Annotated in this window: 13 protein-coding genes and 1 pseudogene; 10 read left to right on the forward strand and 4 right to left on the reverse strand. The window is 35.4% G+C overall.

Going from position 1 to position 12,711, the window contains the following annotated elements; translation table 11 throughout:
* Positions 1–44: 44 nt before the first annotated feature.
* The 7 genes and pseudogenes from ACH0CI_RS17725 (at position 45) to ACH0CI_RS17755 (ending at position 5,632) form a co-directional block, all read left to right on the forward strand.
* Entirely contained in the window at positions 45–257 is a 213-nt protein-coding gene (locus tag ACH0CI_RS17725) for a hypothetical protein (protein ID WP_013083131.1), read from the forward strand.
* A 260-nt stretch (positions 258–517) separates the two neighbouring features.
* A complete protein-coding gene (locus ACH0CI_RS17730) occupies positions 518–649 on the forward strand; it encodes a YjcZ family sporulation protein (protein WP_033578960.1) in 132 nt (43 codons plus the stop codon).
* A gap of 606 nt (positions 650–1,255) precedes the next feature.
* Positions 1,256–2,854: pseudogene (locus ACH0CI_RS17735) on the forward strand (M4 family metallopeptidase); the annotation flags it as partial.
* A 307-nt stretch (positions 2,855–3,161) separates the two neighbouring features.
* Positions 3,162–3,902, forward strand: coding sequence for a metallophosphoesterase family protein (locus ACH0CI_RS17740; protein ID WP_028413369.1), 741 nt, complete (start codon positions 3,162–3,164; stop codon positions 3,900–3,902).
* Positions 3,903–4,177: 275 nt separating this feature from the next.
* On the forward strand, positions 4,178–4,846 hold the full coding sequence (gene fsa / locus ACH0CI_RS17745; protein WP_028413368.1) for a fructose-6-phosphate aldolase: 669 nt from the start codon (positions 4,178–4,180) through the stop codon (positions 4,844–4,846).
* Positions 4,847–5,010: 164 nt separating this feature from the next.
* Positions 5,011–5,229, forward strand: coding sequence for a spore germination protein (locus tag ACH0CI_RS17750; protein ID WP_033578963.1), 219 nt, complete (start codon positions 5,011–5,013; stop codon positions 5,227–5,229).
* Positions 5,230–5,344: 115 nt separating this feature from the next.
* Positions 5,345–5,632, forward strand: a complete 288-nt coding sequence (locus ACH0CI_RS17755; protein WP_028413366.1) for a hypothetical protein — start codon at positions 5,345–5,347, stop codon at positions 5,630–5,632.
* 29 nt (positions 5,633–5,661) lie between these two features.
* On the opposite strand, the gene ACH0CI_RS17760 is transcribed toward ACH0CI_RS17755, so the two are convergent.
* The 3 genes from ACH0CI_RS17760 to ACH0CI_RS17770 form a co-directional block, all read right to left on the reverse strand.
* Positions 5,662–6,333: an NAD(P)H-dependent oxidoreductase gene (locus ACH0CI_RS17760; protein WP_406901974.1), complete on the reverse strand. Its 672-nt coding sequence runs from the start codon at positions 6,331–6,333 to the stop codon at positions 5,662–5,664.
* A 299-nt stretch (positions 6,334–6,632) separates the two neighbouring features.
* Positions 6,633–6,773 carry a small, acid-soluble spore protein L gene (gene sspL, locus ACH0CI_RS17765; protein ID WP_406901975.1) on the reverse strand — a complete coding sequence of 47 codons (141 nt, stop codon included), beginning with the start codon at positions 6,771–6,773 and terminating at the stop codon, positions 6,633–6,635.
* A 175-nt stretch (positions 6,774–6,948) separates the two neighbouring features.
* Positions 6,949–7,719: an SDR family NAD(P)-dependent oxidoreductase gene (locus tag ACH0CI_RS17770; protein WP_335707816.1), complete on the reverse strand. Its 771-nt coding sequence runs from the start codon at positions 7,717–7,719 to the stop codon at positions 6,949–6,951.
* A 359-nt stretch (positions 7,720–8,078) separates the two neighbouring features.
* On the opposite strand from ACH0CI_RS17770, the gene ACH0CI_RS17775 reads away from it, so the two are divergent.
* From ACH0CI_RS17775 to ACH0CI_RS17785, 3 genes are all read left to right on the forward strand, one after another.
* On the forward strand, positions 8,079–9,539 hold the full coding sequence (locus ACH0CI_RS17775; RefSeq protein WP_328156951.1) for a sensor histidine kinase: 1,461 nt from the start codon (positions 8,079–8,081) through the stop codon (positions 9,537–9,539).
* Entirely contained in the window at positions 9,536–10,243 is a 708-nt protein-coding gene (locus ACH0CI_RS17780; RefSeq protein ID WP_034266104.1) for a response regulator, read from the forward strand. The genes ACH0CI_RS17775 and ACH0CI_RS17780 overlap by 4 nt, the downstream gene beginning before the upstream one ends.
* 198 nt (positions 10,244–10,441) lie before the next feature.
* Positions 10,442–11,749, forward strand: a complete 1,308-nt coding sequence (locus ACH0CI_RS17785; protein WP_034266108.1) for a CitMHS family transporter — start codon at positions 10,442–10,444, stop codon at positions 11,747–11,749.
* 41 nt (positions 11,750–11,790) lie between these two features.
* On the opposite strand, the gene ACH0CI_RS17790 is transcribed toward ACH0CI_RS17785, so the two are convergent.
* Positions 11,791–12,390, reverse strand: coding sequence for a DedA family protein (locus ACH0CI_RS17790; protein ID WP_014460120.1), 600 nt, complete (start codon positions 12,388–12,390; stop codon positions 11,791–11,793).
* Positions 12,391–12,711 lie beyond the last annotated feature (321 nt).

Here is a 12,711-nt window from a genome sequence, read left to right on the forward strand (position 1 = left end):
AGTAAAGTTATAATATTCTATGTTGGAGTAAAATAAGCAAAGGAGTGGTTACGATTAAACAGAAAAAGTGGATTAACATATTTCGTATTCTGTATATTATTTTTGCTATTATTGCAATTGGAGCATCTTTTGGAGACTATTCTTTCGGGCTTAATAATCCCCGCATAGTCAGTTTAACGGCTCTCGTTTTGGCGGTTATTTGTATTGTTCCGTATTACATACTTCGCTTTAAAGAACAAGCTTCTAAAAGTAAATAAGTTAATATTTGTTATCTTAAAAGAGGCTGTGACAAAAGCAGTTTAGTTGAAGGGAAATCCGAACGATGAATCGTTCGGATTTTTTCATTGGTAGGGTGAACGTAGGTTTCATCTATTTAGTTGCTTCTAGCTATTGATTGGAGTGATTTCGTTATGTCTCAATTTCTTTTTTATCGTTATAAAAGGGCGATAAATGGGCGAGCATTTTTTCTAGCCTGTACATATGCTATAGAGTAAACAGGCTACGGAGGTGAAGTGAAATGGGATTTTACAACTGGGGTTACGGCGGTGGTTATGGCTACGGCGGCTACGGTAGTTACGGTGGCGGTTTTGCATTAATCGTTGTACTATTTGTTTTATTAGTTATCGTTGGTTGTGTATGCTTGAAATAAACAGAAAAAGCACGGATTTACAAAGATTTTAGTAGATTCGTGCTTTTTTACGTTCATAAGAAGTACAGTACTATAATAAAATAATGTTGTGCACGTACATAAAAAACATATAAAAAATTTAATTAATAGATTAAAAAAATAAAAAAATGAAGAGAAAGAGTATATCTAAGCCGAAAAAATGGTCTGAAATTTATAATTTTCCTTATAAGTAATTTTTGTAAAATGCTTCATAGAACTGACAGTAAGAACGAATAACGCTACCTATCCTACTAGTTTTTATCAGCTGGCTAGAAGAATTATTTTACTTGTATGAAAATCAACATAAATGATTTTCATATAGTTTAAATAGGTAAAAAAGACTTATTGCAGAGGACTTATTTTTAATTTTCATAATAATAGGAATATTGAAATAATATATAGACGTAGTAATCTTTAGTTGCTATAATGTTGCTAATTATCTCAATTAACAGAAAAATTGAGGTAATTAAATTTACTAGGGATAGGGAGAAAAAAACTATGAAAAAGAAAAAACAGGCTTTAAAGGTATTATTATCAGTTGGTATTCTTTCTTCATCATTTGCTTTTGCACATACGAGCAGTGCTGCGCCAAACAATGTACTTTCAACTGAAAAGTATAACAAAGAAATTAAATCTCCTGAGTTTATTTCCGGAAAGCTCTCGGGCCCGTCATCGCAGAAGGCTCAAGACGTCGTATTTCACTATATGAATACAAATAAAGACAAATATAAATTAGGAAACGAAAATGCTCAAAACTCATTTAAAGTGACAGAAGTGGTGAAAGATCCTATTGAACAAGCAACCGTGGTACGCTTGCAGCAAGTATATAATAATATTCCCGTTTGGGGATCTACTCAATTAGCACACGTAGCGAAAGATGGAACCTTAAAAGTTGTATCAGGTACAGTAGCTCCTGATTTAGATAAAAAGGAAAAGCTAAAAGGCCAAAAGCAACTTGATAGCAAAAAGGCGATTCAAGTAGCTGAAAAAGACTTAGGCTTTAAGCCGACGTATGAAAAATCTCCTTCATCTGAACTGTATATTTATCAAAATGGTTCAGACACTACATATGCTTATGTAGTAAATTTAAATTTCTTAAATCCTGAGCCAGGCAACTATTATTACTTTGTTGATGCTACTAGCGGTAAAGTACTGGATAAGTACAATACAATTGATTCCGTAGCTGGTCCAAAAGCCGACGTGAAGCAAGCGGCAAAGCCGGCAGCGAAACCTGTAACAGGCACAAATGCTATTGGCTCAGGTAAAGGAGTTCTTGGAGATACTAAATCCTTAAAGACAACGTTATCTAGTTCTACTTACTACTTACAAGATAATACAAGAGGCGCTACAATCTATACGTACGATGCAAAAAACCGCACATCTCTTCCGGGTACGCTATGGGCCGATACCGATAATACGTACAATGCAACTCGCGATGCAGCTGCAGTAGATGCTCACTATTATGCAGGCGTGACATATGATTATTATAAAAACAAATTTAACCGCAACTCCTATGACAATGCAGGAGCTCCGCTAAAATCGACTGTTCATTATAGCAGCGGCTACAACAATGCGTTTTGGAATGGCTCTCAAATGGTATATGGAGATGGAGATGGAACTACTTTTGTTCCGCTATCAGGAGGATTAGATGTTATCGGACATGAATTGACGCATGCGGTGACAGAAAGAAGTTCTAATTTAATCTATCAATATGAATCAGGTGCATTAAACGAAGCGATTTCCGATATTTTCGGAACGTTGGTAGAATACTATGACAACCGAAATCCAGATTGGGAAATTGGAGAGGATATTTATACGCCTGGAACAAGCGGCGATGCACTTCGTTCAATGAGCAACCCAGCGAAATATGGAGATCCGGATCATTATTCAAAGCGCTATACAGGTTCTAGTGACAACGGCGGGGTTCATACAAATAGCGGTATTATCAACAAAGCTGCCTACTTGCTAGCTAACGGAGGAACTCATTACGGAGTTACTGTAACAGGAATCGGCGGAGATAAGCTAGGAAAAATTTATTACCGTGCCAATACGCTATACTTCACTCAGTCTACAACGTTCAGCCAAGCGCGTGCAGGTTTAGTACAAGCTGCTGCTGATCTATACGGTTCAGGCTCTCAAGAAGTAATTTCAGTAGGCAAGTCATTTGACGCAGTTGGTGTTCAATAAGCTATAAACCAAAAGTCGCAAGATAAATGAGGTATCTGGCGACTCTCTATACTACCTAACTACCAATAAAGGAGTACTCGTATAAATATATTACAGTACTCCTTTATTTTATGTTAATAAATAAGGAAGATAGATTTCTTCCCAATCCATAAAAACCCACTTCTTATTCCTCCCTTTTATATCCATTCGAATTATACCGTTGCTTGTTAAATGAAGAGGACCCGTTTTAGTAAACGGTCTTATCATAAAATGTTATAATAAAGAAAAGGCTTGAATACATACATATGAAAAAGGAGTGGAGGAATCAATGGACAAAATTGCTGTTATTTCAGATATCCACGGAAATCTCCCTGCATTAGAAGCAGTTTTAGCTGACATACAACAACGAGATATCCATCGCATCATTTGTCTAGGTGATTTAGTAGGAAAAGGACCGGATTCAAGTAAAGCAATTGATATCATAAAAGAAAAGTGCGAAGTAACAGTAATGGGGAACTGGGATGATTTCATTACAAAGCCTGCGGAATTTGAAGCGTTAAAATGGCATCAAGAGAAGTTAAGTTCAAACCAAGAAGCATACTTAAAGGAACTTCCTTTTTCTGTTGAGTTTATGATGAGCGGGAAATTAATTAGAATGTTTCACGCTTCACCTAGAAGTCTTTATGACCGAATTCAACCCTGGGATTCACTTGAAAAGCGCCTTAGTCTATTTGCTAATACGGAATATACGGAAAATATAAAAGGATCAAGAGAACCGGATGTCATCTGTTACGGAGATGTACATAATGCATTTATTCAACATATTAAAGGGAAAACGCTGTGTAATGTAGGAAGTGTAGGAAACCCGCTTGATTTACCACAAGCTTCCTATCTTATCTTAGAAGGAAAAGATCAAGGCGAAAGTCCTTCAGCATTTTCTATTCAATTTGTGCGTATTCCATACGATATTGAAAAAGCAATCGAATTGGCGAGAGCTGTAGAGATGCCGGACTTTGAACCCTACGTTCAAGAATTAAAAACAGCTCGCTATAGAGGACTAAAAAATTAAGAGTAGAATGTATCTTAACCTTCAGCATAAATGCTGGAGGTTTTTTAGTTGAGTAGATGAGAGGTTTTTCAACATCATTAGTATGATACATACAAATAGAAGTTATTCAGATGAGTTTAAAGAAGGGAAAACTTGGAGAAAAACATACAGCATTTGAAAGGAAATAAATTTTATTTTATGAAGACAATATGAAGAGGGCAATTCCATTTGAACATAAAGTTATGCAAAATGCCCCTGAAAAGCTGTTTTTAACATAACGAGTGGAGGAATACATGATGAAATTTTTTATTGATACAGCTAACCTGGAAGATATTAAAAAAGCATATAAAATCGGGGTATTATCAGGTGTTACCACAAACCCTTCGCTAGTAGCTAAAGAAGGCGTAAAGTTTGAAGATCGCATCGAAGAAATTTTAAAAACCGTCCCGGAAGTAGAATCCGTTTCAGCAGAAGTCACCCCCGACACAGTAACAGCAGAAGACATGATTGCGCAAGCAGAAAAGCTTATAAAAATTAACGGAGGAGACAAAAATATAACAATTAAACTTCCTATGACCATTGCTGGATTGGAAGCAACCCGTTATCTAGCTAAAAAAGGCGTGAAAACAAACGTAACGTTAATTTTCACAGTGAATCAAGCGCTTCTAGCAGCCCGTGCTGGTGCGACATACGTATCGCCATTTTTAGGACGCTTAGATGATATTTCAGAAGACGGTGTGTATCTGGTATCTCGAATTGCCGAGCTATTTCGAATTCAACACATTGACTCACAAATTATAGCAGCGTCAGTCAGACACCCAGATCATGTCACACGAGTAGCTCTTGCTGGGGCTCATATTGCGACCATTCCGTATGCTGTAATTGAACAATTAGTAAAACACCCGTTAACAGAACAAGGAATTGAAAAGTTTGCATCAGACTGGGAAAAAGCTGTGAAAAGTTAAATTCACTTAAGGAGAAGACATCATTTGAGTGTCTTCTCTGTTTAAAGGGTATACGAAGATTCTTTTTTTCTATTTTGCAGCAAACAACTTATCATTAATAGGCGAACATCCTATACATATATACAGAGATGACATACGTTAATAGAAACGAAAGAGGTGGTAAAATGGGATGTATTATTAACATTGAGAATATCGTGACTAACGGGTTAAAAGACAATTCGAATGTAAGCGTAGGCTGTGTTGTACAAAATAGTCACACGGCCAATACAAAATCGGTAGGAGCTTGTTTTTCGTTTGGCAATAGCTCTCCTGCTATTGCCTCTATGACAAACAGTAATATCGACTTTTGCAAAGATGAAGAAAATAAAGAGCAACAATCTTAAAAACAATTCCAGAAATACTCTTTCTGGAATTGTTTTTTGGTAAGTGATAGAGTTTTGTTAACGAGATATTTTATGCTCCAAAAGGAAAATATTCATAAAGAAGGGGAGCTGTGCTATGAGCATTATTTCTATGATTCCTTATACATACGTTGAAAGAAAAATAAAACGAACAAAAAAAGTGACGATTCAGCATTCAAAAGACATGTGCTTATATACTGATAATATTGAAACAGAGAACGAGTCCTTTCACATTAACAGCGTATTTGACATCTCTTACAAATGCGTTTCAAAAGAAAGCGGCTTTTTATACTTACATACAAATCAAGGAATGTTCGCTTATACCATACACACCGATCCTGGTGATTTTATAGCAGCATATAAAGATATAAAAAAGAAGAGGTGAGCAACGTCACCTCTTCTTTTTTTGGTTTATTATTTGATCCACTGTACAACTTGATCCATACTTCTTCTTGTTTTTTCGCGTTTAGGTTCGTGAATACGGTAGCCGAACGCAACCATAACAGAAACATCAAACTTGCCGTCTTCTAGTAATCCTTCTTCTTTTAGAATTTCATGTACTTGGTCATAGTTAAACCCTTCAATTGGGCAAGAATCAATGCCAATTTGAGCAGCTGATGTCATCATATTAGCTAGTGCAATATAAGATTGTTTGCTGGCCCAATCAAATAGTGCTCGCTTGCTTTCGAACAAGTGAAAATCATTTTCTTGGAAATCTTTGTAACGAGGCATTAATGTCTCTAATACATCCTCCGGCATTTCTTTTACGTTTTTCTGAAGATTTAACACGTATTCAGAGTCATATCTTGCGTCTGTACGAGAAAGAATAATAACAAAATGACTTGCTGTAGGAATTTGGCCTTGTGCTCCCCAAGAAACAGCTTTTAATTTTTCTTTTAAATCTTCATTTTCAACGACTAAAAATTTCCACGGCTCGTAACCTACTGAGCTTGGAGATAAGCGCCCCGTTTCTAAAATGAATTGGAAATCTTCATCGGAAATTTTCTTCGCTGGATCAAACTCTTTTGTAGCATGACGAAAGTTAAATGCGTCTAAAATTTCTTGTTTCCTATCTGTATTGTTCATGTGTAAACAACCTTTCTGTAAAAATATTTAATGATGAACTGTTCAGAGTAATCTATACCCTGTATAGCTTACAACTAACAGTCAGTTAACATACAATTTGTCGTAAAATCCGTTTGCAGATTTATCATAAATCATATAATTCATCCTAACAAGTACGCACATTTTTGTTGTATAGTATACTTTTTTATACTATTGATACAGTTTTATAAGAAGCAGAAAGAAGTAAACGACCTGGGGAATGTATGTAGGAAAGCAGTTAAGAGGGGGAGAAAGGAGAAGAGGAACCTTCTCCTTTTTAGTTAAATTTTTGTATTTGATTTTTTCGCTTTGTTTTCAAGTTCACTTTTCGGTTCTGTTGAAAATTCAACATCTTTTCCGTGCCCTTGAGGGTTAACACCAGGAGCTACTTGACCTCGGTTAACAGATTTTTTTGTACCCATTTTCGTCACCCCCGTTCGGTTAGTATGTGCAAAAAAGTGAAACAAAAATCAGGAAATAAAGAGTGCAAGTATAAGTCGAGTTTGAACACGACTATCTTTAAGCATTTTCATCACATAAACAAGATACCCATTCAAGATTCCATAAAAAAACACCCCTAAAAGGGTGCTTTTCTGTTTAAGAATCTGAACTTGTTGCTCTGTCTGCATATGGATAGATAGGATCTTTTAATTGAAATTCGTAAGTCACGCCATCTACAAGTCCTACCGTTTTATTGCTATCATAAAGGTCCAGCATAAAAGCAGCCATTTCTTTTGACGTATGAAACTTAGGTACTCGTCCTTCGTATTCAAAATCACTCATATCCATCGAACGCTGTGCAAATTCTGTTTCCGTAGCCGCTGGAGCTAGAACTTTAGCCTGCATTTTTGATCCTCTTCCTTTCAATTCTTGAGAAAGACCTTCTGTAAATGCACTTACATAGAATTTTGTTGCGCAATAAGTGACTGCATCAGCAACAATGGTGTAGCCGCCTCCAGAAGAGACATTAATAAGCTGTGTACCTTCAACATTTTCATAATCTCTTACAAATAGAGAAGAAAGAATGGTTAAGGCTTCGATATTTAAGTGAAGCATTGTTTCAATTTTAGTTAATTTTTGTTCACCGACAGAAGCAAAGTTTCCAAATCCAGCATTGTTAATCCATGTTTCTAACTCATATTCTTTAAGCGACTCATAAAACGTGTGAGCATTTTCTGCCACGGATAAATCAACCGAATGGATAATAACATTTACATCTTGGTTCAGTTTTTCAATCTTTTCTTTTAACTCATCCAGCTTGTCCTCTCTACGTGCAGCTAATATAAGGTTTTTTCCGCGCGCTGCGAAAGCTAAAGCTGTTTCATATCCAATTCCCGAACTTGCGCCAGTGATTACTGTATATTTCATGTTAATTCCTCCATTTGCGATGTTTTCGAATTGATTATAATTGTTAAAGTATACTTTAAGTCAAGCGTTTATTCGATTTATTTTTCCCTTTATCAGTCTGATTATAAACATTTGAAGTTTGGTGCTAAACTTCCTTTTTTTTATGCTAAACTTAAAACAAAAGACGGTATTTTATTTCATTATTAATTCCTTAAAAGGAGGAATGTATGCGTTCTCTTTACGTGAATAGAAGACTTAGCTTACTTGCCCAAATTACATTACTCATCACTGTAGTTATTCTTGTTAGTACCGTCCTTGTATGCATCTTATTTTCTGCAATGGTAGATGAAATTGTCGAAAAATATGTAGGTAATCAAGCTATGACAGTAGCAAAATTAGCTTCTGAAGATAAAATGATTGTAAAAGCTTTTAAGCAGAAAAATCCTTCTGAGCACATCCAACCTGTTGCTGAAAAAATAAGAAAAACCACAGGGGCAGATTATGTCACCATCGCCAATGATAAAGGAATACGCTATTCTCATCCCAATAGTAGTTACATTGGAAAACATACCAAAACAAGCAATGAAGCTTCTTTAAAGAAGCATCAATCCATTATTTATAAAGGAAAAGGAATTTCAGGATTTGCAATTAAAGCCAAAACCCCCATATGGGATAGCCAAGGAAACGTTATAGGTGTTTCTTCGGTAGGGTTTCTTGTAAGCAATATAGAAAAACAGATTAATGATTATAGAATAAAAATTATTAAATTGTCCTGTATTCCTTTTCTTATTGGAGCATTTGGGGCTTTCTTTATTGCAAGGCGGGTAAAAAGACTAATATTTGGACTGGAACCAGAGGAAATTTCCTTTCTTTTTAAAGAAAAAGAGGCTACCCTTGAATCTATTCGAGATGCTACTGTTACTGTAAATGTCGAAAAATATGTAACGTCGATGAATAGAAGGGCTAGAGAGCTCTTTGATAACCTTCATTTAGCAATAGGAGGAGAGATAAAGAACACCCGTTTAGGACAGCTAATTGATCAAGCAATAGAAGAGCAATGCGTGTATTCTAACCAATCCCTTCTACTAGATGGTCAGCAGTATATTTTAGATTTATCTCCTATTGTAAGAAAAAAAGAAGTGCAAGGTATCGTTCTTACCATAAGAACTTTATCACAAATTGAAGAATTGACTGAAGAGATTTCTAAAATTAAAATGTTCTCTGATAATTTACGCGCTCAAAATCACGAATTTTTAAATAAGCTGAACGTGATTTACGGGTTATTAAGGTTAAAGAAATATGAGCATGTCATGCAAATGATTTCATCAGAGGTAAAGGAACGCCAAGATATTCTTTCTTTTTTAATGTCTTCTGTGAAGGATCCTTTGATTGCTGCCTGCTTACTTGGGAAAATCAATCGTTCGAAAGAATTAGACGTCACTTTAGAAATTGATCAAGATAGTAACTTAACAAGTACTTTAGATATCGAAGAGGCAAAAAACGTTGTTTCCATCTTGGGGAATTTAATTGATAATGCGCTCGAGGCTGTGCGAGAACATAAAGGGAACGTGCTAGTATCTTTTACAGATGTAGGAAACGACCTGATTTTTGAAGTTGAAGACAATGGACAAGGGATATCAAAAGAAGTAGAAAATATGATTTTTATAGATGGTTACACAACGAAAAAAGGTGAAAATCACGGGATTGGATTGACCATTGTTAAAAGATCTGTAGAGTTGCTTAAAGGTGAACTATACATAAGCAAAAGTATGTTACAGGGAGCAAGATTCACATTAGTTATCCCAAAGCTATTAAATAATGAAAAGGAAGAATCGATATGACTGAAAATCAAATTAATGTCATGATTATAGAAGATGATTCTACAGCTGCACAAATTTATGAACAATTTACTAAGAAACTAGAGCATTTCACTGTTGTTGCGACAGCAGGATCTGGAGAACAGGCTTTAGAATTACTGACAATATTTACACCGCAATTAATTTTATTAGATGTCTTTTTGCCAGATATCAATGGAGTAGAACTGCTATGGGAAATTAGAAAGAAGTATCGAGGAATCGACATTATTTTAATAACGGCAGCCAATGATGTTGAAACAGTAGGAGAAGCAATAAGAGGCGGAGCGTTTGGTTATTTGGTGAAACCTGTAATTATTGATAAATTTTTATCTACTTTAAAACATTATCAGTCTACGAGAATAGAATTAACTGAAAATAAAATGATTAATCAAGACAAAATAGACCATTTATTTAGAACACATCATGGTCGCCGCAATCAATCAGCGGCTGCAGTAACAGCATTTCCTAAAGGTATTGATAAACATACTCTTCGTTTGGTAAGAGATAAAGTTTGCAAAGTTCAGGAAAGCTTGAATGTAGATGAGTTTGCTCAATTAGTCGGTATCAGTTATTCAACAATGAGAAGGTATTTAGAGTATTTAGTATCGTGTAAGGAAATGCAGGTTGAAATAGTGTATGGAAGTGTAGGGAGGCCCGAACGGAAATATCGAGTAACTAATCTTACATAAAAACGAAATAGTGGGTTTTTATCCGCTATCTCGTTTTTATGTAGAAATGATGCATGAAAAAAATGAAAAAAATTACTTTTATAAAAAATATTAAACTTATGTTGGTTATCTATGAACCAGCTTCAACAAGTGATACCTTTTTAGTAACGTGTAGCAAATAAAAATGAAAACGTTATCAAAAAAGGAGGAAAAATATCTGTGCTTTCTTTATTAGGATTTTTAATGGTTGCAGTCTTCATGTATTTAATTATGTCAAAACGACTTACCCCAATGGTTGCTCTTATCATTATCCCCATCATATTTGGTCTAATAGGCGGTTTTGCTAGTGGAATGGGACCTATGATGCTCGAGGGTGTAAAAGACATTGCGCCTACGGCTATTATGATTTTATTTGCTATTTTATATTTTGGGTTGATGATTGATTCAGGATTGTTTGACCCTCTTGTTTCATTCATTTTAAAGGTTGTAAAAGGAGATCCTCTAAAAATCGTTGTAGGAACTGCTGTGCTTTCAATGATGGTTGCTTTAGATGGGGATGGAACTACTACATATATGATAACGGTTTCTTCTTTGCTTCCGCTATATAAACGCTTAGAAATGAATCCACTTATCCTTGCAGGAGTAGCGATGCTATCTATGGGAGTTATGAATATGACTCCGTGGGGAGGTGCTTCTGCTATGGCTATGAGTTCATTAAATTTGGATTCATCTCAGTTGTTTTTGCCTTTGATACCTGTAATGGGTTTTGGGCTTCTATGGGTGCTATTTGTTTCTGTTGTACTTGGAAGAAGGGAAAGAAAAAGGTTAGGAGTTATCAATATTAAACATTCTGCAAATGAAATTGCACACGCACATGAAGTAGAGGGAACAGTGCAATATTCAGACTATCGACGTCCTAAGTTAGTATGGTTTAATTTTCTGCTTACCGTTAGTCTTATGGTGTGCTTAATTATGGACTTCATGTCGCTGATGCTTTTGTTCATGGTAGCATTCGCTATTGCATTACTAATAAATTATCCAAACATCAAAGATCAACAGCAGCGAATTTCATCTCATGCAAATAATGCGGTAGCCGTCGTTTCAATTGTTATTGCAGCAGGTATTTTTACAGGAATTATGTCTGGAACAAAGATGATTGATGCTATGGCAAATACACTTGTAGGAATAATTCCAGATGCAATGGGCCCTTTTTTGCCAGTTGTAGTAGCATTTTTAAGTGCTCCTTTTACATTTTTTATGTCTAATAATGCTTTTTATTTTGGCGTATTGCCGATTATTGCTCAAGCTGCCGAAAGTTATGGCATTAGCGCAGCTGAAATTGGAAGAGCTGCTATCTTAGGACAACCTGTTCACGTGATAAGTCCCTTGGTAGCAGCAGCTCACTTATTAATTGGAATGGTAGGAATTGAATTTAGTGATTTGCAACGATTTTTAATTAAGTGGGCGCTAGGAACTACGGCGGTGATGACACTAGCTGCATTAATCTTAGGTGTTATTTCTATTTAATAAAAAAAGACCCCTCGGGGTCTTTTTTTATATTCTTAATCTTAAGTTGAACTAGACTGTTCGCTGCAGCTGCTCTTTTTAAAATAGAACTTATAAATTAAAAATCCGCATACAGCCACTACCGCTGCAATTAGAATATAAGTTTGTGCATCTGAGATAAAAGACTGAATGGACTTAAAGTTTCCGATTTGTCCTAGCCAAAGCATGGCAATATTCAAAGGAAAGATACCAAGAAATGTGAGCAGAGCAAACGGCATAGGTTTTACTTTAGATAGCCCTGAAAGGTAAGAAATGTAGTTGCCGAGCCCTAAAGGACGAGCAATCGCAATACTCCATAATCCGCATTTTTTAAACCATTTTTGCGATTTCTCAAATGCTTTTTTCTTTTTTGATAATTTTTTCTTTACCTTATCTTCTAATTTATAGCCTATCCCATACGGTATAAAGCTAAAAGCTGTATAAACGGCGCTTCCTGCAAGAGCGATTAATAATAATTTCACTATGTGCATGTTTAATAAGTATCCGTAGGTAAGGGTGAGAAGAGAACCAGGAAACGGCAGGGAGGAAGCCTCAATGGCCAGTCCGCTTAAAAGTCCCCAAATTCCAAATTGTTTCAGTAAGTCTGTTATGAAGTGTAGCATAAGATCGCCTCTTTTTCTGTGTCATAACATTCAAATACCCATCTATATGTTCGGAAAAACTTATAAGAGAAAAGAAAATAAAGGAAGAGCGCGGGATATAACAGAAAAAAACTTAGCTTGTACAAGGAAAAAAGAAGGAAGTATATTTTATAGCTTCTACTCAAAGTGAAATTATAGGAAAAAAATAATTGAGTGTGAATTTTTAAATAAACTACGACTTTTATTCATAGTTTTGATTCCTTTTATTCATTTTACTTATAAAACTAACGGGTGTAAACTTGTTGTGTTGTGAAATAATCCATTATGTATATGTATTAAAAG

This window comes from Priestia sp. 179-F W1.4 NHS (assembly GCF_045369295.1).
Taxonomy (GTDB): Bacteria; Bacillota; Bacilli; order Bacillales; family Bacillaceae_H; genus Priestia; species Priestia zanthoxyli.